The sequence below is a fragment of the Bradyrhizobium sp. RP6 genome, from assembly GCF_003837805.1.
GTDB lineage: Bacteria > Pseudomonadota > Alphaproteobacteria > Rhizobiales > Xanthobacteraceae > Bradyrhizobium.
Genome location: NZ_RQIT01000008.1, coordinates 46,076 through 68,577, shown reverse-complemented (window position 1 = coordinate 68,577; position 22,502 = coordinate 46,076). Strand labels below are relative to the sequence as shown.

Annotated in this window: 20 protein-coding genes; 12 read left to right on the top strand and 8 right to left on the bottom strand. The window is 64.7% G+C overall.

The genetic code is table 11. The features are described 5' to 3' along the window. Positions 1-22 precede the first annotated feature (22 nt). Genes EHH60_RS17255 through EHH60_RS17240 form a run of 4 tightly spaced genes read right to left on the bottom strand, consistent with a single transcriptional unit; the run spans position 23 to position 3,683 of the window. Positions 23-1,018 carry an alpha/beta fold hydrolase gene (locus EHH60_RS17255; protein ID WP_124160655.1) on the bottom strand — a complete coding sequence of 332 codons (996 nt, stop codon included), beginning with the start codon at positions 1,016-1,018 and terminating at the stop codon, positions 23-25. 9 nt (positions 1,019-1,027) lie between these two features. Then, positions 1,028-2,578 carry a WS/DGAT/MGAT family O-acyltransferase gene (locus EHH60_RS17250; RefSeq protein ID WP_124160654.1) on the bottom strand — a complete coding sequence of 517 codons (1,551 nt, stop codon included), beginning with the start codon at positions 2,576-2,578 and terminating at the stop codon, positions 1,028-1,030. Positions 2,579-2,625: 47 nt separating this feature from the next. Further along, on the bottom strand, positions 2,626-3,426 hold the full coding sequence (locus tag EHH60_RS17245) for an esterase/lipase family protein (protein WP_124160653.1): 801 nt from the start codon (positions 3,424-3,426) through the stop codon (positions 2,626-2,628). Continuing rightward, a complete protein-coding gene (locus EHH60_RS17240; protein WP_124160652.1) occupies positions 3,426-3,683 on the bottom strand; it encodes a DUF6489 family protein in 258 nt (85 codons plus the stop codon). The genes EHH60_RS17245 and EHH60_RS17240 overlap by 1 nt, the downstream gene beginning before the upstream one ends. 304 nt (positions 3,684-3,987) lie before the next feature. On the opposite strand from EHH60_RS17240, the gene EHH60_RS17235 reads away from it, so the two are divergent. The 12 genes from EHH60_RS17235 (at position 3,988) to EHH60_RS17180 (ending at position 17,859) form a co-directional block, all read left to right on the top strand. Next, positions 3,988-5,583, top strand: a complete 1,596-nt coding sequence (locus EHH60_RS17235; protein ID WP_124160651.1) for an ABC transporter substrate-binding protein — start codon at positions 3,988-3,990, stop codon at positions 5,581-5,583. A gap of 104 nt (positions 5,584-5,687) precedes the next feature. Further along, the gene (locus EHH60_RS17230; protein ID WP_124160650.1) at positions 5,688-6,668 is read left to right on the top strand and encodes an ABC transporter permease; all 981 of its coding nucleotides are present in this window, start codon (positions 5,688-5,690) and stop codon (positions 6,666-6,668) included. A 10-nt stretch (positions 6,669-6,678) separates the two neighbouring features. Next, positions 6,679-7,650, top strand: a complete 972-nt coding sequence (locus EHH60_RS17225; RefSeq protein ID WP_124160649.1) for an ABC transporter permease — start codon at positions 6,679-6,681, stop codon at positions 7,648-7,650. 13 nt (positions 7,651-7,663) lie between these two features. Continuing rightward, positions 7,664-8,650, top strand: coding sequence for an ABC transporter ATP-binding protein (locus EHH60_RS17220; RefSeq protein WP_124160648.1), 987 nt, complete (start codon positions 7,664-7,666; stop codon positions 8,648-8,650). Then, positions 8,647-9,636, top strand: a complete 990-nt coding sequence (locus tag EHH60_RS17215) for an ABC transporter ATP-binding protein (RefSeq protein ID WP_124160647.1) — start codon at positions 8,647-8,649, stop codon at positions 9,634-9,636. The genes EHH60_RS17220 and EHH60_RS17215 overlap by 4 nt, the downstream gene beginning before the upstream one ends. 86 nt (positions 9,637-9,722) lie before the next feature. Further along, complete coding sequence (locus tag EHH60_RS17210) at positions 9,723-11,528, top strand: gamma-glutamyltransferase family protein (protein WP_124160646.1); 1,806 nt, start codon at positions 9,723-9,725, stop codon at positions 11,526-11,528. A gap of 9 nt (positions 11,529-11,537) precedes the next feature. Then, on the top strand, positions 11,538-12,248 hold the full coding sequence (locus EHH60_RS17205; RefSeq protein ID WP_124160645.1) for a DUF1028 domain-containing protein: 711 nt from the start codon (positions 11,538-11,540) through the stop codon (positions 12,246-12,248). After that, positions 12,245-13,234: an ABC transporter ATP-binding protein gene (locus tag EHH60_RS17200; protein WP_124160644.1), complete on the top strand. Its 990-nt coding sequence runs from the start codon at positions 12,245-12,247 to the stop codon at positions 13,232-13,234. The genes EHH60_RS17205 and EHH60_RS17200 overlap by 4 nt, the downstream gene beginning before the upstream one ends. Beyond that, positions 13,234-14,340, top strand: a complete 1,107-nt coding sequence (locus EHH60_RS17195) for an ABC transporter ATP-binding protein (RefSeq protein ID WP_199751533.1) — start codon at positions 13,234-13,236, stop codon at positions 14,338-14,340. Before EHH60_RS17200 ends, EHH60_RS17195 begins: the two co-directional genes overlap by 1 nt. Positions 14,341-14,357: 17 nt before the next feature. Further along, positions 14,358-15,869 carry an ABC transporter substrate-binding protein gene (locus EHH60_RS17190; RefSeq protein WP_199751532.1) on the top strand — a complete coding sequence of 504 codons (1,512 nt, stop codon included), beginning with the start codon at positions 14,358-14,360 and terminating at the stop codon, positions 15,867-15,869. A 160-nt stretch (positions 15,870-16,029) separates the two neighbouring features. Continuing rightward, complete coding sequence (locus EHH60_RS17185; RefSeq protein ID WP_124160641.1) at positions 16,030-16,971, top strand: ABC transporter permease; 942 nt, start codon at positions 16,030-16,032, stop codon at positions 16,969-16,971. 3 nt (positions 16,972-16,974) lie between these two features. Further along, a complete protein-coding gene (locus EHH60_RS17180) occupies positions 16,975-17,859 on the top strand; it encodes an ABC transporter permease (RefSeq protein ID WP_124160640.1) in 885 nt (294 codons plus the stop codon). Between the two features lie 114 nt (positions 17,860-17,973). Here EHH60_RS17180 and cnbZ read toward each other — a convergent pair whose 3' ends face one another. From cnbZ to EHH60_RS17160, 4 genes are read right to left on the bottom strand one after another with little or no spacing between them, the layout of a single operon-like run. Beyond that, the gene (gene cnbZ / locus EHH60_RS17175) at positions 17,974-18,720 is read right to left on the bottom strand and encodes a 2-amino-5-chloromuconate deaminase CnbZ (RefSeq protein ID WP_124160639.1); all 747 of its coding nucleotides are present in this window, start codon (positions 18,718-18,720) and stop codon (positions 17,974-17,976) included. 10 nt (positions 18,721-18,730) lie between these two features. Next, the gene (locus EHH60_RS17170; protein WP_124160638.1) at positions 18,731-19,981 is read right to left on the bottom strand and encodes an adenylate/guanylate cyclase domain-containing protein; all 1,251 of its coding nucleotides are present in this window, start codon (positions 19,979-19,981) and stop codon (positions 18,731-18,733) included. Continuing rightward, positions 19,978-20,367 (bottom strand): response regulator, encoded by a 390-nt coding sequence (locus EHH60_RS17165; protein ID WP_124160637.1) that lies wholly within the window; start codon positions 20,365-20,367, stop codon positions 19,978-19,980. The genes EHH60_RS17170 and EHH60_RS17165 overlap by 4 nt, the downstream gene beginning before the upstream one ends. After that, entirely contained in the window at positions 20,364-22,424 is a 2,061-nt protein-coding gene (locus EHH60_RS17160) for a sensor histidine kinase (RefSeq protein ID WP_124160636.1), read from the bottom strand. The genes EHH60_RS17165 and EHH60_RS17160 overlap by 4 nt, the downstream gene beginning before the upstream one ends. Positions 22,425-22,502: the final 78 nt, after the last annotated feature.

Genomic DNA, 22,502 nt, shown 5'->3' with positions numbered 1-22,502 from the left:
GACGCGTTCGCAATGACGCGCGCTAGCCAAACCGCCTTCTACGCCATTCGATCAGCTTGGCGCTGACCTCTTCCGGCTTCTCCTGCTGCGTCCAATGGCCGCTGTCCCTCACGAGATACTTCTCGAGGTCATCGATCAGCTTCTCCATGCCGTCGGCCGCCGAGGGCGGCAGCACGGCATCGTTCTCGGCCATGATCATCAACGACGGGCCGTGGATGTGATGATCCAATCCCTTCGCGCGCTCCCAATTGCGCGTAAAATTGCGATACCAGTTGATGCCGCCGGTGAAGCCGGTTTTCGTGAACGTGTCGACGAACACTTTCTTCTCCTCCGCCGACAGGATCGGCGTGCGCGGATCGACGTTGGCGTCGTACGCCGCGATCATCTGCGGGAAGGCCAGATTGGTCTTCGACGAAGCGCCGACACCCGCGATCGGCGGCTCGTCCGGTTTCGCCGCTGGCTTTGCCAGCGGCTTGCGCATGAAAGCGTCGAAGGTCTGCTCGACGCGGCTGCCGAAGATCCTGTCCGGCTCCCGCGCGGGATCCTGGAATTGGACGATGTACATCTGGTCGCCGTAACGCTGGCGGAACAGCGCGATCGGGTCGATCGGCATACGATCCCAATGCGGCGTGTTGACGCCGACGACGCCTGCGACGCGCGTGGGATGCCGCAGCGGCATCTGCCAGACCACGAAGCCACCCCAGTCATGGCCGACGAAGATCGCCTTGTCGATGTTCAGGTGATCGAGCAGACCGACGAGATCGCCGGTCAAATGCTCCATGTCATAGGCTTCGACCGGCTCGGGCCGATCGGTCGCGCCATAGCCGCGCTGGTCCGGGGCAATCACCCGGATGCCGGCCTCGCTCAGCGCCTTGATCTGGTGACGCCAGGAGAAGGCAAGCTCGGGCCAGCCGTGACACAGCACGACCGGCGGCTTGTCATTGGCCGGGCCTGCCTCGTAATAGCCCATGCGGATTCCGTTCGTCTGCGCGAACTTGAGCGGCGGCATTTCAATCATCGTGGCTTCCTATTCCGCCGCGCCCTTGATGTCGGCGGCCGGCGGCGCATACGCCGCCTCCAGCGCGGCAAACTCCTCCGGCAGCATATCGCACATCACCTGCACATGCGGAATGATGTTGGCCCCGACGATGAAGCCGAAATCGAGCTGGTCGCGGTAGCTCTGCACGGTGATGTTCAGCGCCTGCCCATGCGTCGAGATCGACACCGGGAAGATGTGCAACAGCTCAGCGCCGGCGGCATAGAGCGTCTGCCGCGGCCCGGGCACGTTGGACACCGTGATGTTGGCAGCCGGCGGCAGCACGTCGGAGAGATTCGAGCGGCTGTAGAGCAGCGCCAGGATCTGCACCATGATCGGCGCGCCTAGCATCGAGATGTTGGAGACCTGTGGCATCAGGGCGCGCAAGGGATGCGACATCTCCTTGGACCTGGTCGATTGCGCGATGATGGCCTCCAGCCGTGCCTTGGGATCCTCGATGTTGGTCGCGATCGCGCAGATCATGCCGAACACCTGGTTGTTGGCCTCGGTGTTGCCTTCCTCGCGCAGCGAGATCGGCACGGCGGCAGTCAGGGATTTCGCCGGCAGCGTGCCATATCGCAGGAGATAGCGCCGGACCACGCCGGACGCCAGCGCCAGCACGACGTCGTTGAGCTTGCCGCCGGCCTGCTTGGCCAGAGCCTTCGCCCGGGACAGCGGGATCGACACGCCGGCGAAGCTCCGCTCCGAGGAGATGGTCTTGTTGAGCATGGTCGCCGGCGAGACCATGCTGGCGAGACTCTCGCGCGACTTCGGATCGGCGATCTTGCCGAGCACATCGGACACGCTCTTGAGCACGGCCGGGATGTTGCCGGCGAAGCGCACCGCGCTCTCGATCTGGTACATCGCATTGTCGAACAGGATCGAGCCGATGTCGCTCTTGCCGGTGCGCGGCAATTGCAGGTTCTTCGCCGCCGCCGAGGCATCGAGCGGCTGGCTGAACAGCTGCTGATAGGAATCGAGCAGGTTCGCGGCGATGTCGCGCGGCTCCTGTCCGGGCTTGCTTCCAGCCGTGGGCGGATCGACCTTCCGCGGGATCGGCGAGATGTCGTAGATCATGTTGGTCAGCGCAGCCCCGGCGCCGCCGTCGATCGCTGCGTGGTGCATCTTCGAATAGAGCCCGACCTCGTTGTCCTTCATGCCCTCGAAGACGTAGAACTCCCAGAGCGGGCGGGCGCGGTTCAGGAGCTTGGCATGCATCCAGCCGACGATGCGCTCCAGCGTGGCGCGGTCGCGCGGTTGCGGCAGGCTGGCGCGAAAAATGTGACGGTCGATGTCGAACTGATCATCCTCGACCCAGGAGGGGTGATCGATGTCGAGCGGCGCCTTCTCCAGCCGTGCCTTAAGGATCGGCGCGATGTGCAGGCGCGAGACGATCATCGCCTTGAAGTCTTCGAAGAAGTCGCCCCTGTAATCGTCGGGCAGGCGAAAGATCGCCATGCTGCCGACATGCATCGGCATTTCGGGCGTTTCCAGATAAAGAAACGACGCGTCCAGCGACGACAGCTTCTTCCCGTCTGCCATGGCTCCCTCCCGCAAGATTTGACGGGCGCCTTAGGCGGCGCTTCTCGTCAGGCGGATACTGCCTGTTCCGGCGGGGCATATGCAATGGCAAACGGCCCTGCCCGGTCAAATGGCCGGAATTCCCCCTCCGGTTGCGCCAGGCGATCCGCCACGGCCCACAGCGCCGCGGGGTTGACCCCGAGCCCGATATGGCTCGCCAGGTGCACCTCGATGTTCTCGGCACGCGCGGAGGGACGAAGCAGACAGGTCCGCCAGTTCACCATACCGTCGGCGCGCGAATAGATCGAGGTCGTCGGCACCGGCAGATCGCCGGCAATCGCCTCGCGCGCTTTGACAAAATCCTCCACCCGCTCGCCGGACAGCGATTCGTAAAGCCGCGTCGCGTTGGTCGCCCGCACGTCGTTCGCAAAGGGGCTGCCGAGCGTGATGACGTAACGGATCTTGTCGGGTGCCCAAAGCGCGAGATCGCGGGCATAGACGCCGCCGAGGCTCCATCCGACCAGGCTGACCTTGCGTCCGCTCGCGCCATGGATTTCGGACAAGCGAGTGCGCAGCGAATCCCGCATCCGCCCGAGCCCGCCGAGATTGCGGCCCATCCGCCAGGCATGTGCCTCATAACCGAGCTCGCTGAGGTAGTGCCGCATCGGCGCCATCGAGAGGTCGCTGGCGAGAAACCCCGGCAGCGCCAGCACCGGATGGCCGTCGCCCCTCGGCGCGCGCATCAGGAGCGGCGACAGCAGCAGGCTTGCATTCAATTCGAACAGTCCACGGGCTTCGGCCAGCAGCAGGCCGAGACCTGGCGGACGAAGCCGGCCCGATTCCAGCGCCCCGTCCGGTCCGGTCGACACTATTTTTTCTTGTCGCCGCCGCGGCTGCCGCCGAGGCCGGCCATCGCGACGAACATGTCCTGAAACCGCTCGGCGATCTTGGGATCGAAAGTGAACCAGCTCTGGATCAGGGATTCCGGCGAGACCTTGTCGATGTTGCTGAGGACCTGCTGCTGCAACTTGTCCATCACCGCCGTCTGCATCGGCGCCACGTCCGGCAGACCGAAGAACTGGCGGGCCTCGAGGGGGGTGCAGTCAATTTCGATGTTAACCTTCATGTCCCCTCCAGATGAGATTCGAGCGGCCTGTCGGAGTATCGCCGCGAGTTGTGGTGCAACGCAAGCGACCTGATGCCGGCCGGACATGCCCCGTCCTACAATCAGTCGGCATGGTCAACCAAAGTCGGAAGGCACGGTCCTCCATGCCTGGCAACACGGTCAGCATTGCTGCACAGCGGTGCAACTTGGCGCGTTCCTTGCTGGAATGGCGCTTGCACGGGTCGAGAACTCTGGGCAACATGGATCAGTCAACCCCGCCGAACAATCAAAAATCACCGGCGTGGCAGTGCGGAGAGGGTCAAGAATGTCAATCGGTCAAAGTCTGTTTGCGGCGACGCTCGCCGGTACGCTTGCGTTGGCAATCGCGCCGGCGTCAAGCCAGACGCTACGTTATGCCAACCAGGGCGACCTGAAGTCGCTCGATCCCTACACCCTGAACGAGAGCACCACCCACGCCCATCTGGGCCACGTCTATCAGGGCCTCACCGCGCGCGACAAGGATCTCAAGATCATTCCGGCACTGGCGGAAAGCTGGGAAACGCCGGAGCCGACCCGCTGGCGCTTCCATTTGCGCAAGGGCGTGAAATTCCACAACGGCGATCCATTCACCGCCGACGACGTGCTGTTCTCGGCCGACCGCGTCCGCAAGAAGGGGTCCAACATGCAGACCCGCCTTGCGCCCGACGTCAAGGTGGTCAAGGTCGACGATTACACCGTCGATTTCATCCTGCCCTCGCCCAATCCCATCCTGCATAACTCGTGGGATGTCTGGTACATCATGGACAAGAAATGGGCCGAGCAGAACAACGTCGTCGATCCGACGCCGGTGGCGGCGACCACGCCGAGCTACGCCTCGCTGCACGAGAATGGCACCGGCCCCTTCATCATCGAAAGTCATCAGCCCGGCGTGAAGACGGTTTTCAAGGCCAACCCCAACTACTGGGGCAAGGTCGAAGGCAACTTGAAGGAGATCATCTTCACCCCGATTGCTTCCGACGCCACCCGCGTCGCCGCGCTGCTCTCGGGCGAAGTCGACGTCATCGAGCCGGTACCGATCCAGGACATCTCCCGCGTCGATTCCAGCCCGAATGCCCAGGTGCTGAAGGGGCCGGAGCTGCGCACGATCTTCATCGGCTTCGACCAGACTCGGGACGAGCTGCTCTACTCCAACATCAAGGGCAAGAACCCCTTCAAGGATGCCCGCGTGCGCGAAGCGTTCTACAAGGCCATCGACATCGAGCTGATCAAGACGCGCGTGATGCGAGGCCTGTCGACGCCGTCGGCTCTGATGATCGCGCCTGAATTGTTCGCACTCTCCAAGGATTTCACGCGGCCGAAATTCGATCCTGACGGCGCCAAGAAGCTCCTGACCGAGGCCGGTTACCCCGACGGTTTCGAGGTCACCATGGACTGCCCGAACGATCGTTACGTCAACGACGCCGCGATCTGCCAGGCCGTCGTCGGCATGCTCGCCCGCATCGGCGTCAAGATCAATCTGCTGGCGCAGCCGAAGGCGCAGTACTTCGCCAAGGTGCTCAAGCAGGGCGGCTACCAGACCTCGTTTTACCTGCTGGGTTGGACGCCGAGCACCATGGATTCCCACAACGTGCTCTACGACATCATGGGCTGCCGCGACGATGCGAAATCCTCGCGCGGCGAGGCCAATCTCGGCGGCTACTGCAACAAGGAGTTCGACGCCATCACCGACAAGGTGCTGGTCGAAACCGACACCGCCAAGCGCAACCAGCTGATCAAGCAGGCCTATGAGATCGGCAACAAGGACTGGTCCTACATCCCGCTGCACCAACAGGCGCTGGCCTGGGGCGTATCGAAGAAGGTCAACCTGCCGCAGCGCGCCGACAATCTCGTCATGTTCCACTGGGCAACCAAGAAGGAATAGCGTCCGTCGAACACAAGGTCCCGGCCGCGTGAGGCGCCCGGGACCATTCCTTTTCCGGCTGACAGAGATGTCGGCCGCACGCACACCCAAGGACGGTGGAAGGCATGCTCGCTTTCACTCTTCGCCGCGCCGTTCAGGCCATCGGCGTCATGTTCGCCGTCGGCATCATCGCGTTCTCGATGTTCCGCTTCGCCGGCGACCCCGTCAACCAGATCGTCTCGATCGATACCTCGGCGGCCGAGCGCGCGATCGTGCGCAAATCGCTCGGCCTCGACGATCCCGTGCCGGTGCAGTTCGCGCGCTATTTCGCCGATGCCGCGCAATTCAAGTTCGGCGTTTCCTACCAGTTTCGCCAGCCGGTCTCGGCGCTGTTAATGGAGCGTATGCCCGCGACACTGGAGCTTGCGATCTGCGCAACCGTCTTCGCGATGGTGTTCGGCATCCTGATGGGCGTCTATTCGGCGCTCAAACGCGACACCGTGCTGGCCAAATTATTCCAGGCGGTCTCACTGATCGGCATCTCGCTGCCAACCTTCCTGATCGGCATTCTCCTGATCTACCTGTTCGCGGTGACGTTGGGCTGGTTGCCCTCGTTCGGCCGCGGCGAGGTGGTCAAGCTCGGCTGGTGGACGACGGGCCTGCTCACACTCTCCGGACTGAAGGCACTGATCATGCCCTCGATCACGCTCGGCCTGTTCCAGATGACCCTGATCATGCGGCTGGTGCGCGCGGAGATGCTGGAAGTGCTGCGGACCGACTATATTCGCTTCGCACGTGCCCGGGGACTGACCACCCGTGCCATCCATTTCGGCCACGCGCTCAAGAACACGCTGATTCCGGTGATCACGGTGGCCGGACTTCAGTTTGGCTCGGTTATTGCATTTTCCATCATCACCGAAACCGTGTTCCAGTGGCCGGGCATGGGACTTCTGTTCGTCCAGGCCGTGCAAAATGTCGATATCCCGATCATGGCCGCCTACCTGCTGATGGTCTCGCTGATCTTCGTCACCATCAATCTGGTGGTCGACATTCTCTATACCGTGGTCGATCCGCGCCTGCGCTCGACCGTCGGTCGCGCCGCATAAGGCAGCCTGCATGTCCGACGCAGCCGTCTCCAATTCCGACAAGCAGGGCGCGCAGCCGACGCATGCCGCCCAGAGCTGGTTCAGCCGCGCGCTCGGCAGCGATCTCTTCTATTCGTTCCGGCGCTCCAAGCTCACCATGGTGGCGGCGGCCATCACGGTCGTGTTCTTTCTGCTGGCGATCTTTGCATCCGCGCTTGCGGTGCAGAACCCGTTCGATCCGGCGCAGCTGCAATTGATGAATTCGCGGATCTCGCCGCTGTGGACCGCCGACGGTCAGAGCCCGTTCCTGCTCGGCACCGACGAGCAGGGTCGCGATGTGTTCTCTGCCATTCTCTATGGCATGCGCATCTCGCTCGCCGTCGGCGTCGCCGGCGTGATCTTCGCCGGCGCGCTCGGCATCGGGCTCGGCCTGATCGCCGGCTATTTCGGCGGCGCGATCGACGGCGTGATCATGCGGATCGCCGACGTGCAACTCACCTTCCCCGCCATCCTGATTGCGCTGCTGGTCAACGGCATCGCGAAGTCGATCCTCGGCAACCGGCTCGATGCCACCAGCATGCTTGTCGTGCTGGTGATCTCGATCGGCCTGAGCTTCTGGGTGGGGTACGCGCGGACCGTGCGCGGCTCCGTGATGGTCGAGAAGAACAAGGACTATGTGGCTGCCGCGCAGCTGATCGGCCTGCCTGCGCCGAAGATCATGCTGCGGCATGTGCTGCCGAACACGATGGGTCCGATCCTGGTCATCGCCACGATCAACCTCGCGCTCGCCATCATCACCGAGGCGACGCTCTCCTTCCTCGGCGTCGGCCTGCCTGACACAATGCCATCTCTCGGCACACTGATCCGCATCGGCAACAATTATCTGTTCGCCGGCGAATGGTGGATCGTCGCCTTCCCCGGCCTTGCGCTCGCCGCATTGATCCTCTCGATCAACCTGCTCGGCGACTGGCTGCGCGACGCGCTCAACCCGAAGCTTCGATGAGTACGCCTCGCCCATGATCGAACCCGTTCTCTCCGTGCGCAACCTCCAGGTGGAGTTCGCCTCCCGCCGCGGCACGCTGCGCGCCATCGACGATGTCTCCTTCGACATCGCCAAGGGCGAGGTGCTCGGCGTCGTCGGCGAGTCCGGCGCCGGCAAGTCCGTCACCGGCCTCTCCGTGATCGGCCTGATCGATCCGCCCGGCCGCATTGCCGGCGGCGAGATCCGTCTCGCCGGCCTGCGCATTGACAATCTGCCAGCGGAGGAGATGCGCCGCATCAGGGGCAAGCGGATCGGCATGATCTTCCAAGACCCGCTCACCTCGCTCAATCCGCTGTACAAGGTCGGCGACCAGATCGTGGAGACGATCCGGACCCACCTCAATCTGTCGGAGCGGGCGGCGCGACGCCGCGCTATCGACCTGCTCGCCGAGGTCGGCATTCCCGCACCCGAAAAGCGGATCGACGGCTATCCCCACGAATTCTCCGGCGGCATGCGCCAGCGTGTGGTGATTGCGCTGGCAATCTGCGCCGAGCCCGAGCTGATCATCGCGGACGAGCCGACCACCGCGCTCGACGTTTCCGTGCAGGCGCAGATCATCGCGCTGATCAAGCGGCTCGGACGCGACCACGGCACCGCAGTGATGCTGGTGACCCACGACATGGGCGTGATCGCGGAAACCTCCGACCGCGTCGCGGTGATGTATGCAGGCCGCATCGCCGAGATCGGCCCGGTGCAGGACGTCGTGAGAAACCCGCTGCATCCCTACGCCAAGGGCCTGATGGGGGCGATCCCAACGCTGGCCGGCGAGGACAAGCGCCTGGTGCAGATCCCGGGCTCGATGCCGCGCCTGTCGGCGATCCCGCCAGGCTGTTCGTTCAACCCGCGTTGCGCCTTCGCCTTCGATCGGTGCCGGGTCGATCGGCCGGAGCCGCTGCCACGCGGCGCGCAATCGGTCGCCTGCCATCTCTACGACAATGTGCCGGCGGAGAGCGCGGCATGAGCGTTCCCTTCGTCCAGGCCACAAATCTGCGCCGCGTTTTCGACGTCTCAAAGCCCTGGCTCAACCGCTTGCTCGAAGGCGGCCACCTCGAATACCTCAAGGCGGTGGATGGGGTCACCTTCGACATCAAAAAGGGCGAGACGTTTGCTCTGGTCGGCGAGTCCGGCTCCGGCAAGACCACGGTGGCTCGGATGGTCGTCGGCCTCCTGCCGCCGAGTTCCGGCGATGTCCTGATCGACGGCGTCTCGATGACCGATCCGCGGCAGGCGCCGGCGCGGCGCAAGCTGCGTCGCCGCATTCAGATGATCTTCCAAGATCCCTATGCAAGCCTGAACCCGCGCTTCCGCGTGGATGCCATCATCTCCGAGCCGATCCGTGCCTTCGACTTGATCCAGGGCGAGCGTGACATCCAGGCCCGCGTCGGCGAGTTGCTCAGCCTTGTCGGCCTGCATCCCGACGACCGCCTGAAGTTTCCGCATGAGTTTTCCGGCGGCCAGCGCCAGCGTATCGCGATCGCGCGCGCGCTCGCCTCCGATGCCGAGTTCATCGTGTGCGACGAGCCGACCTCCGCGCTCGACGTCTCGGTGCAGGCGCAGATCCTGAACCTGATGCGCGACCTCCAAGACAAGTTCGGCTTGACCTACATGTTCATCAGCCACAACCTCGCCGTGGTCCGCCACATGGCGAGCCGGGTCGGCGTGATGTACCTCGGCCGCATCGTCGAGATCGCGGAAGGACGCGAGTTGTTCACCCGCCCGCGCATGCCCTACACCAAAATGCTGCTGGGCGCGGTGCCTGATCTTGCCATGAGCGGCCGCCAGCGCATTCCGGTCAAAGGCGAGATCCCGAACCCGATCAATCCGCCCTCCGGCTGCGCCTTCAATCCACGCTGTCCGCTCGCGTTCGATCTCTGCCGCAAGGAGACTCCGGAACTGATCGACGGGGTCGCCTGCCACGCCGTCAACACCGCGCCGGTCCCGGCGTGACGCGCGCGTGCCATGCAGCCTGCGCATTTGGCGGCGGCGTGGCCCTGTGATCAATTGCGCGCGCCGGAAATAAGGTGGTGAAGTCCATGGGCAGCAATATCAATCCCGATCCATTCACGACGAGGCCCGAAATCGAAGGCACGTTCGGGGTCGTTGCCACCACGCACTGGATCGCGACCGCCGTGGGCATGGCCATTCTGGAGAAGGGCGGCAATGCCTTCGATGCCGGCGTCGCCACCGCTTTCACGCTCCAGGTGGTCGAGCCGCATCTGAACGGTCCCGGCGGCGATGTCCCCATCATCGTGCATGACGTGAAGCGCGGCCGCACCGAGGTGATCTGCGGTCAGGGCCCGGCACCCGCACACGCGACCATCGCGCACTATAGAAGCGAAGGTCTCGACATGGTGCCCGGCACCGGCCTGCTGGCGGCCTGCGTTCCCGGCACTTTCGAATCCTGGATGATGCTGCTGCGCGACTACGGCACGATGCGCGTGCGCGACGTGCTGGAGCCCGCGATCTCCTACGCCCGCGACGGCTATCCGCTGGTCGAACGCGCCTGCGCCACGATCCAGACCGTCGAGCAGCTGTTCCGCAAGCATTGGCCGACCTCGGCTGCGGTGTATCTTCCAAAGGGCGAAGTGCCGAAGCCCGGCACGCTCTTCACCAACAAGACGCTGGCCGCAACCTACGCCCGCATCCTCAGCGAAGCCGAGAGCGGCGGGGGTGGCCGCGACGCCGAAATCGAGCGCGCGCGCAAAGCCTGGTCGCAAGGCTTCGTCGCTGAGGCCATCGACAAGTTCTGCCGGACGCAGGAGGTGATGGACGTCAGCGGCTCCCCGCACCGCGGCGTCCTTTCCGCCGACGACATGGCGCGCTGGCAGCCGACGGTCGAGGCACCGCTCACCTACGACTATGGCCGGTACACCGTCTGCAAGGCCGGCGTCTGGAGCCAGGGCCCCGTCACGCTCCAGCAACTTGCGCTACTCAAGGGCTTTGCGCTCGACGGGCTCGATCCGACCGGACCGGAGTTCATCCATCTCCAGATCGAATGCGCCAAGCTCGCCTTCGCTGACCGCGAAAAATTCTACGGCGATCCCAAGTTCAACGAGATTCCGATCGAAACGCTGTTGTCGGATGCCTACAATGACGAGCGGCGCAAGCTCATCACCGACAAGGCTTCGCTCGATCTTCTCCCCGGCTCGGTCGAAGGCTTTGGCGGCGAGGTGAAGCTGCGTCGCGCCGAGGGCCAGCGCGAGGCCGTCGGCGCGCTCGGTGCCGGCGAACCGACGGTGGGCCGCTTCGGCGAGGTGCGCGGCGACACCGTGCATTTCGACATCATCGACAAGGCCGGCAACATGGTGTCCTCGACGCCGTCGGGCGGATGGCTGCAATCCTCGCCGATCATTCCCGAGCTCGGCTTTTGCCTCGGCAGCCGCGCCCAGATGTTCTGGCTGGAGGAAGGTCATCCCGCCGCGCTCGCTCCGGGCAAGCGGCCGCGCACCACGCTGTCGCCGACCATGGCATTGCGCGACGGCGAGCCGTATCTCGCCTGGGGCTCGCCCGGCGGCGACCAGCAGGATCAGTGGATCACGCAATTCTTCCTGCGCCACGTTCATTGCAATCTGAACCTCCAGGAGGCAATCGACGCGCCGGCCTGGCACTCCGAGCACTTCCCGATCTCGTTCTGGCCGCGCACCGCGCGCCCCGGCGTGCTCGTGGTCGAGAACCGCGTGCCGAAGGCGACGATCGAGAATTTGCGCGAGCGCGGTCATATCGTCGAGGTCGGTCCCGACTGGTCGGAAGGCCGCCTCACCGCGGCCTCGCGCGTCGGCGTGCGTCGCCGTGCCGCCGCCAATCCGCGCGGCATGCAAGGCTACGCCGCAGGACGTTGAAGGCAGCCCATGACCTGGTCGATCATCGCGCGAGACCCTGCCACCGGCCAGTTTGGCATTGCGGTCGCGACCCGCTTCTTCGCCGTCGGCGCGCGGGTTCCGTACATTCCCGCAGGGCTCGGCGCCATCGCAACGCAGGCCTTCGTCAACCCCTATTACGGCATCGACGGCGTCAAGCTGCTGCGCGAAGGTTTGAACGCGCATGACGTGCTCGCCACTCTGCTCGCGAGCGACGAGGGCCGCGAAAGCCGCCAGATCCACATCATGGATGCCAGCGGCGAGATCGCCGCGCATACCGGGCGTGATTGCATCGACTGGTGCGGCCACATCGCGGGCAGCGGCTTCTCGATCGCCGGCAACATGCTCGCCTGCGCCGACGTGCTCGACGAGACGGCAAAGACCTACATCGCCAATGACAGCCTGCCCTTCCCGCGCCGCCTGCTCGCGGCGATGCGCGCAGGTGAAGCCGCGGGCGGGGACAAGCGCGGCAAGCAGTCCGCCGCGCTGCTGATCCACGGCGAAGAGGAATGGCCGGCGCTCGACATTCGCGCCGACGATCATCCCGACCCGCTGGGCGAGCTCGAGCGGCTCGAGCGTGTCAGCCACGAGCTCTGGGTGCACTTCCGCGCCTCCATGCCGACTCGGCAGAACCCGGCCGGCAGCACCGATCGCAGCGTCATCGAGGCCAGCATCGCCGCCGCCCGGGCAAGGCAGTCATGAGCACGAGCCCGCTCATCGAGATCCGGGATCTGCGCATCCGTTTTCACGGCGACGACGGCCGTATCACCCACGCCGTCGACGGCGTCGATCTCAGCGTCGCCAATGGCGCCACGCTCGGCCTCGTCGGCGAATCCGGTTGCGGCAAGAGCGTGACGTCGCTGGCCATCATGGGCCTCTTGCCGAAGCAGAGCGCGGAAATATCGGGCGCGATCCGCTTCGACGGTTTCGACCTGCTGAAGACCCCGGACCAGACGCTGCGCGATCTGCGCGGCATTCGGCTGGCGATGATCTTCCAGGAGCCGATGACCTCGCTCAACCCGAGCTTCACCATTGGCGACCAGATCATCGAGGCGATCCTGCGCCATCGTGGCGGCTCGCAAAGAAGCGCGCGCGAGCGCGCGATCGAGCTGCTGCGCCGCGTCCACATCCCGTCGCCCGAGCGGCGCATCGACGAGTATCCGCACAAGCTCTCCGGCGGCATGCGCCAACGCGTGATGATCGCGATGGCGCTGGCCTGCGATCCGCGCCTGCTCATCGCCGACGAGCCGACGACCGCGCTCGACGTCACCCTGCAGGCCCAGATCCTGGAGCTGATGCGCGAGCTGAAAGCCGCGAGCGGCGCCGCGATCATCCTGATCACCCACGATCTCGGGGTCGTCGCCGAGGTCTGCGACGAGGTCGCGGTGATGTATGCCGGCGAGATCGTCGAGCGCGCGCCGGTGGACGAGCTGTTCTCGGCGCCCCAGCATCCCTACACCGTCGGTCTGCTCGGCTCGATCCCCCGGCTCGACCATCGGGCCGAACAGCTTGCGACGATCGAAGGCATGGTCCCGAACATGGCGCAGCCACCCGCCGGTTGCCGGTTCGCCGCGCGCTGTCCCTTCGTGCTGGACGCCTGCACGAAGACGTCGCCGCCGCTGCTGGAAGTCGGCCCCGGTCACCTCTCGCGCTGCATCCGCGCGCCGCTCGAACTCCTGGTGTCGTGATGGCCCTGCTCGAGGTCGAAGGGCTGGTCAAGCATTTCGTCGCCGAGCGCTCGCTGTTCGGCCGCGCATTGGCGCACGTCAAGGCCGTCGATGGCGTTTCGTTCTCGCTCGACACCGGCAAGACGCTGGCCCTCGTCGGCGAATCCGGATGCGGCAAGTCCACCGTCAGCCGTCTGGTGCTGCGGCTGATCGAGCCGGATGCGGGCGCGGTCCGCTTCGACGGCCGGGACCTGCTCTCGCTCGACGCCAACGGCTTGCGCTCCTTCCGGCGTGAAGCCCAGATCATCTTCCAGGATCCCTACGCCTCGCTCAATCCGCGCATGACGGTCGGGCAGATCCTGACCGAGCCGCTGGCGCTGCACGATCTCGTTCCGGCGCCGCGCCGATCTGAGCGCGTTTCCGAGCTGCTGCGGCTGGTCGGGCTCGAGCCGCGGCTGGCGCGGCGCTATCCGCATGAATTCTCCGGCGGTCAGCGCCAGCGCATCGCCATCGCGCGCGCACTCGCGGTCGAGCCGAAGCTGATCATCTGCGACGAGCCGGTCTCGGCGCTCGACGTCTCGATCCGCTCGCAGATCCTGAATTTGCTGAGCGAGCTGCAGGACCGGCTCGGCCTCGCCTACATTTTCGTTTCGCATGACCTCGCCGTGGTCAAGCACATCGCCGACTACGTGGCGGTGATGAATCTCGGCCAGATCGTCGAGACCGCGGAGGCGGACACGCTGTTCGCCGCGCCGCGCCATCCCTACAGCCGGGCGCTGCTGTCCGCGATCCCTGTGCCTAAACCGCGGGCAAAGAGCAGCCGGATTGTGCTGCAGGGAGAGATCCCCAGCGCGATCAATCCGCCGCCGGGATGCCGCTTCCACACCCGCTGCCCTTATGTCGTCGATCGCTGCCGCAGCGAAATGCCTTGGCTCGTCGCGGATGGCATCGGACATGCAACGGCCTGCCACCGAACACCGGAACTGCCCTCCTCGGAGGCGATCGTCCCCATGGACGGCGGCTTCTCGCCGGTCCTGGAAAAACTGGTCGCAGCCTTCAGCGGCGGGCCGGAAGCAGCACGCGGCGGCGGGGTTCGTTCATTGGGGGCGGCCCCCACAACGCCGTGAAACAGAGGTTGAGAACGATGAGCTTTATGCGTTTGACAATCCTGGCGTCGGCTTTGCTGACGTCGCTCGCGGGCACCGCCCAGGCGCAGACCACGCTTCGCATCGGCATCGCCGAAGACCCCGACATCCTCGATCCTAGCATCGGCCGCACTTATGTCGGCCGCATCGTCTTCTCCGCGTTCTGTGACAAGCTGTTCGACATCGACGAGAAGCTCAACATCGTGCCGCAGCTGGCGTTGTCCTACGAGACATCGGCCGACGGCAAGGCCATGACGATCAAGCTTCGGCCTGGCGTCAAATTCCACGACGGCGAACCGCTGGATGCGGAAGCCGCAAAATTCTCGATCGAGCGTCACATGACGCTGCCGACCTCGTTCCGCAAGTCGGAGCTCGCCAGCGTCGACCACGTCGAGGTGGTCGATCCTCTCACCATCAAGCTGGTGCTGAAGACGCCCTACTCGCCGCTGATCGCCCAGCTCACCGACCGCTCCGGCATGATGGTCTCGCCCAAGGCTGCGAAGGAGGCCGGTGACAAGTTCGGCCTGCATCCGGTCTGCGCCGGTCCCTACAAATTCGTCGAGCGCGTCCAGCAGGACCGCATGGTGTTCGAGAAATTCGCCGATTACTGGAACAAGAACAACATCCACATCGACCGCGTCGTGTTCCAGCCGATCGTCGACGCCACCGTGCGCCTCGCCAATCTGAAGTCCGGCGCGCTCGACCTGATCGAACGCGTGCTCGCCACCGACATCAAGGACGTCCGCGCCGATTCCCGCCTCGTATTGTCGACCGCGCCGGAGCTTGGCTATCTCGGGCTGACCATCAACATCGGCAACGACAAGAACAAGGGCCCGCTGAGCCAGTCGGCAAAAGTCCGGCAAGCGCTGGATCTGTCCATCGATCGCGAGGCTCTCAACCAGGTCGTGTTCAACGGCGAGTTCACTCCGGGTAACCAATGGGTCAGCCCGACGCATCCCTATTACCAGAAGGCATTCCCGGTTCGCGGCCGCGACGTTGCCAAGGCCAAGGCGCTCCTGAAGGAAGCGGGCGTCACTTTGCCGGTGACGGTGGATTACATGATTCCGAAGGGCGCGGAAAACGAGGCGGTCGCCCAGGTTGTCCAGTCGATGGCGGCGGAAGCTGGCTTCGACATCAAGATCCGCGCGGTCGAATTTGCGACCACCTTCAAGCAGGCCCAGGCCGGCGAGTTCCAGGTCTTCCAGATCAACTGGAGCGGCCGGATCGATCCCGACGGCAATTCCTACATCTTCATGCGCAGCAAGGCGCCTCAGAATGACGGAGGTTATTCCAACCCTGAGGCCGACAAGCTCTTGGAAGAGGGGCGAGCGACAGCGAACGTCGACGAACGCAAGGCGATCTACGCGAAGCTGACCAAGGTCCTGCTCGACGACCTGCCGATCATCTACATCTATCACCGCACGCTCCTGATCGCGCACACCAAGAAGCTCGAGGGTTACCGGCAGATGCCCGATGGCCTCGTGCGCGTGGTCGGGCTGAAGTTCAAGTGATAGATCTGATGACGACGGTGGCGTGTCCCGGACGCGGCGCAGCGCATAAGCGCTGCTCCGCAGAGCCTGGACCCACAGCAGCAGCGAACCGCGGCCGTTGGGTCCCGGTTCAGCGGCGCAACATTGCATGTTGCGCAGCGCCCGGGACACAAGCCGCACCATGCTGAACTTCCTCGCCCGCCGGATCGCGCAGATCGTGCCGACACTGTTCTTCGTGTCGGTGCTGATCTTCTCGTTGCAGCAATTGCTGCCGGGCGATCCCGCGCTGGTGATGGCCGGCGAGGAGCGCGATCCCGCCGTGATCGAGCAGATCCGCCAGCAATACAAGCTCGACCAGCCGGTCCCGGTGCAGTACGTCTACTGGCTCAGGGGCGTGCTGACGGGTAATTTCGGCGAGTCGCTGCGCAACAAGATGCCGGTGCGCGAGCTGATCGCGCAGAAGCTGCCGGTGACGCTGCAGCTCGGCTCGATGGCGATCCTGATCGCGTTCTGCATCGGCATTCCCGCAGGCATCATCTCCGCGGTGAAGAAAGGCACGGCCTGGGACTATGGCGCCAATCTGTTCGCGCTGTGGGGCATCTCGACGCCGAATTTCTGGCTCGGAATCCTCCTGATCTTCCTGTTCTCGATCAAGCTTGGCTGGCTGCCCGCCTCCGGCTACGTGCCGCTGACCGAGGACTGGCGCGCGAGCCTGGCCGCCACTATCATGCCGGCCTTCGTGCTCGGCAACGCGATTTCCGCGATCCTGATGCGGCATACCCGCAGCGCCATGCTCCAGGTGCTGGAAAGCGACTATGTCCGCACCGCGCGGGCAAAGGGCCTTTCCGAGCGCTCGGTCATCCTCAAGCACGCCATGCGCAATGCGCTGACGCCGATCATCACGCTCGGCGCGCTCGAGCTCGGCACGCTGCTGTCGGGCGCGGTGCTGACCGAGCAGATCTTCTCCATTCCCGGCTTCGGCAAGCTGATCGTCGATGCCGTCTTCAACCGCGACTATGCGGTGGTGCAGGGTGTGGTGCTGGTGACCGCCACTGTCTACATCACGCTGAACCTTGTCGCTGACGTTGCCTATATCCTCGTCAATCCGCGGCTGCGAGGCTGACCCATGACCGACGCCGCGCTGCCCAGTTCCGTCACGCAAGCCTACGAGCTGGATAGCCCGGCCCGCCGCGCACGTCGGCGGCTGTTCAAGCGCAAGGCAGCGGTGTTCGGGCTTGTCGTGATTACAACATTCATTCTTCTCGCACTCCTCGCGCCAATCGTCGTGCCCTACGACCCCATCGCGACGAGCTGGGGCTTGGTGCGCAAGCCGCCGACCGCGGCGCACTGGTTCGGCACCGACGAGCTCGGCCGCGACATCCTCAGCCGCGTCGTCTACGGCGCGCGTGCCTCCCTGCTCGCGGGCCTCATCTCGGTCGCGATCGCGCTCGGCATCGGCGTGCCGCTCGGCCTTCTCGCAGGCTATCGCGGCGGCTTCACTGACGCGCTGATCAGCCGGATCACCGATGCGATGCTGGCCTGCCCGTTCCTGATTCTGGCGATCGCGCTCGCGGCATTCCTCGGGCCGAGCCTCGGCAATGCCATGATTGCGATCGGCATCTCGGCGACCCCGATCTTCATCCGCCTGACCCGCGGCCAGGTGCTCGTCGTCAAGGCCGAGGACTATGTCGAAGCTGCGCGGGCGCTCGGCAATCCGCCGTGGCGGATCGCGTTCTCCCATATCCTGCCGAACATCCTGCCCGCGCTGCTGGTGCAGGCGACGCTGTCGATCGCCGCCGCCATCATCGCGGAAGCTGCTCTGTCCTTCCTCGGCCTCGGCCAGCAGCCGCCCGCGCCGTCCTGGGGCAGCATGCTCAACGCCGCGCAACGCTTCCTGACCCAGGCGCCCTGGATGGCGATCTGGCCCGGGCTTGCGATCTTTCTCGTGGTGCTGTCGCTGAACCTGCTCGGCGACGGCCTGCGCGACGCGCTCGATCCGCGGCAGCGCTAGTCATTCCTCATGGTGAGGGGCGCGTTCTTGCGCGTCTCGACCATGAAAGCCCAGTTGCAACCCGCGGCCATCCTTCGAGACGCGGCCTCACGGCCGCTCCTCGGGATGAGGACCTCAAATCACTACTTCCCGCATCACCCGCCGGCAATCCATCTCGTATTCGAGATCGATCACCGGCGGCCGGGCAAAATGCCAGGTCAGGCCGGAGCGCAATGCGCCGCGGCGGACCAGTTCGTCGACCAGCGCGTGGTGAAAATCGTGCACGGAATAGGCTTGCACGCCGGTCGTGTCCTTCCAGCCGAAGCCGAAGGCCGCCATCCGACTCTCCATTTGCGAGGTCGTGGTGAAGCGAACCTTCTCCCGCAGGCCTTCCGGACTGAGATCACGGTAGCGCACGGTGCGCTCGACATAAGTGCCGCTACCCTCACGGGCCTCGGCGCCGCCGGCGATGACGAAGCTGGGCGCGTTTGACTGCGTCGGGCGCGTGAAGGAGAACGCGTAGAAGGACGGCTCGGACGGCGGATCGATCTCCGGACAGACATTGCTGCGCGCCACCGGATTGGTGGTGCCGTCGAAGATACCCCACTCGGAGAGCGTCTTCACATAGTGCAAGTTGAACGTACGAAAGCCTTCCTCGCTGAAGGCCGCTGGTGAACGCAGCTCGCAGGCACAGAATGCCGTCAACGGACGCCCCGCCTCCTGAATGAACCTTGCGGCCAGCGCAAAGCCTTCCGCGAGCGGCACAAGGCGGTCGAACCGGACGCGCTCGATCTCGTAGCCCTCATCCGCAGCGGCGCCGGCGGAATACTGGAATACGGATGGAATGAAACGATAGTTTCCGGCGGAGAATTCGCGCATCATGACAGGACTCCTATTCCAATTGCATGCGAATGCCCTTGGCGCCGTTGAGCAGGCGCTTCAGGTGAAAACCGGCCAGCGGATCGTCGGCATGCATCCCGACCAGCGCGGCAAAGGCCGGCATGGCGGCGGCATCGCCGGCCTCCATCTTGGCAAACGCTTCGGAATATTGCGCCGTCGCCGGGGCTTCGAATTTCGCCTGGGGCAGCGGTTCGAACGCGCGCAGCGGCTCGCTGCGTCCGCGCAACATCAGGTCGCCCACGGGACGTCCATGGAAGTTCACAGCCCCCTTGGCAACGCTGGCACTGACGCAGATGCGCGTTCCCAGATGCTTGTTGGCAGCCTCCAGCCGCGACGCCGTATTGATGGTGTCGCCATAGGCCGTGTAGTCGAAGAAGCGGTTGCCGCCGAAATTGCCGACCAGCGCGGGGCCAGCATGGGCACCGATGCGGGTGGTCCCGAAATTCACGCCTCTCGCGTTCCAGCGCGCCGAAAAGTCCTCCGCCCAGGCGTCGAGGTCATGGGCGCAGGCGACTGCACGCGTCGCATAGTCCGGCTGGTCGCCGGGTGCGTTGAACAGCACCTGGATCGCATCGCCGATGATCTTGGCGACCGTCCCCTCATGAGCGAAGACAATCTCGGTCATGCCGCCGACATATTCGTTGAGCAGTTCGCCCAGCGTCTGCGGGACCGCGGTCTCGACCAGCGAGGTGAATCCGGTGATGTCGGTGAAGAGGATGGCCACATCGCGCCACTGCACCTCCATGCCGTCGCCGTCGACATCCGCCGCCAAACGCCTTGCGATCTCCGGCGAGAAGAAACGCGACAGCGAGGCATGGGCGCGCTCGGCTTCCATCTGGCGTCGTCGCACTTCGCGCAGCATCTCCACGTGACGAATGGTCTTCTCGATCGTGGTCTCCAGATCGGCGAAGTCGATCGGCTTGGTCAGGAAGTCGAACGCGCCGCGGTTCATGGCGATGCGGATGTTGCTCATGTCGCCATAAGCGGAGACGATGATGGTCGACTTCTTGTCCTCGGATTCCTGGAGCTTCGCCAGCAGCGACAACCCATCCATCCGCGGCATGTTGATGTCGGAAACCACCAGGTCGACATGCGGATTCAGCTCGAGCGACTCCAGCGCCTCCAGGCCGTCGCGCGCGAAGATGAGAGCGAGCTTCCCATCGCGAATCTGCCTGCGGAATTTCTGCAGGATCAGCGCCTCGAGGTCAGGCTCGTCGTCGACGAAGAGGATGGTCGCAGTCATGCGGCTTGCTCGAGCCTCGTGTCGATCTCCTGCCGCAGCAGCGCGAAGTCGATCGGTTTGGTGAGAAGCCCGACGGCACCGCGCTCGATCGCCTTTCGGCGCGTCTCGGCGTCGCCATAGGCCGTGATCATGATGACGGGAACGTCCGGATGCGCGGCACGCACCTTCGGCAGCATGTCGAGCCCGCTCATGCCGGGCATGTTGATATCCGACAGGATCAGGATCAGCGAGGGATCCCGAACTTCGGCGGCGCGCTTCAGCGCCTCGGAGGCCGAGAGCGCGAACTCCATCTGGAAGCGGCCGGCGCGCAGATCGCGCCGGAACTGTTGCCGAAAGAGCGCCTCGACATCGGGCTCGTCATCGACGACCAGGATGTAAACGTTCAAGACTTGCCTCCGGGTGTACTGCCAGTCGCGCTGCCTTTTGCCATCGCCCGCGGCAGGGTGATGATGAATTCGGTGAATACACCGGGCTCCGTGTTCACGTCGATCGTGCCGCCGTGCTGTTTCACGATGATATCATGGCTCATGGACAGACCGAGCCCCGTCCCCTCGCCGGCCGGCTTGGTGGTGAAGAAGGGGTTGAACATTCTCTCCTTCACCTCGGCCGGAATTCCCGTGCCGTTGTCGCGGATCCGGATCTCGACGCTGCCGCCGAGATTCTTCGTTGTCGCGCTCAAGGCAGGCGCGAAGGCGTCGCCCTCGCTCTCCTTGCGCTTGGCCGCCGCGTAGAAGCCATTCGAGATCAGGTTGAGGAAGACGCGCGTGATCTCCTGCGGATAGATGTCGACCACGCCGGCAGCGGGATCGAACGCGCGCTGGAGCGTGACTTGGAAGGCCGGTCTCTCGGCGCGCGCGCCGTGATAGGCCAGATTGAGGCTCTCCTCCACGACGGCATTGATGTCGACGTCGCGATGCTCGCCGGAGCCCTCGCGCGAATGCAACAGCATATTCCTGACGATGGAATCGGCGCGCTTGCCGTGCTGCACGACCTTCTCGAGGTTGCCCCTGAGCATCCCGGTCAGCTCGTCAACCTCCTCCTTGGTCTTGCCGTCGAGAGCGGCGGATCGCAGTGTTTCGTTGAGCTCGTCGATCAGCTCCGTCGACACTGCGGAGAAATTGTTGACGAAGTTGAGCGGGTTCTTGATCTCGTGAGCGATGCCGGCGGTAAGTTGGCCGAGAGACGCGAGCTTCTCGGTCTGGATCAGGCGGTTCTGCGCGGTGCGCAGATCGTCGAGGGATTGGCGGAGTTCCGCCGTCCGCTGCTCGACCTTGTTCTCCAGACCGGCATAGGATTCCTGCAAGCGCGCACCCATGTCGTTGAACTGGTCGGCGAGCTCTTCAAGCTCGTCGCCGGTTTTGATCGAGATGCGCTGCGAGAAGTCACCGCCCCCGATCCGTTCGGCGCCGCTGCGCAGTGCCTGGATCGGCCCCACCATGCGGCGCGCGAGAAATACCCCCGCAAGCACGGCAAAGATCGACGCCGCGAGCAGGACGACCGCAAGCCGCTGCAACGATGCATAGAGCGCGGCATAGGCCTCCTCGACCGGCAACTCGACGAACATGGTCCAGTGCAGCGGCTCGATCGGGGCCGACGCGGTCAGCACCTTCTGGCCCTGGATGTTGTGCGCTTCGGAAAGCGCCTCGTTGACGGTACCGCTCCCGGCCAGCGCGGCCCGCACCTGCGGGAGCCCGGACATGTCGGTATTGCGCAGGACGAGGCTGATGTCGGGATGCGCGATCAGTCGTCCCTCCGCACCGACCACGTAGGCGTGTCCGTGCTCGCCAACCTTGATCTGGGACACAACGTCCCAGATCAGCTTGAGATTGACCTCCGCGATGCTGACGCCGGCATCCCTGCGCACCCCCGCCAGCGCCAACGTCATGTAGGGCTCGGATTCCCGGCGGAAATAGACCGGGCCGTAGTAGACCTTATGCGCGACGGCCTCGGTGAACTTCGGATCGCTCGACAGGTCGATCCCGCTGTCAAGCGCGTCCATCGCCAGCCGCGAGACCCGCAGCCTCTCCTTGCCGGTCGAGTCCACCTGGGCAAGCTCGGTAATCGCAGGCACCTGGCGCAGGAGGCGCAGCGCGTCGAACCGGCGCTGCTCGATCGAACCGCCCGACCAGGGCAGTTGCGTGGTCCAGCCGAGCTGGCTCTCGATCTCCTTGACGAACTGGCCGATCTTGGCCGCAGCCGCCTCGGCCTGCTCATGCTGGACCCGGATCAGGGAAGCCTTGTGCTCGCGATAATAGAAGAAGACCTCGAACAAGCCATTGGCGAGCAGAGCGATTGCGACGACGGCCACGAACAGCGCGACGTATTTGGTGAAGAGCCGGGTCCGGATTCCACGGCCCGCCGTCTCCCCGGAGGCGGCCTCGCTTCGGGCCGCGCTCGGCAGTGTCCCGGCTCGGGGGGTGTCGGGGTGAACGGACAGGCTCATCCCGCGGAACCTAGCAAGAAGACCGGACCTTGTCTCTCGCAAGAGCGGCAAACCGTTTTTGCGAGAGACAAACGAAAG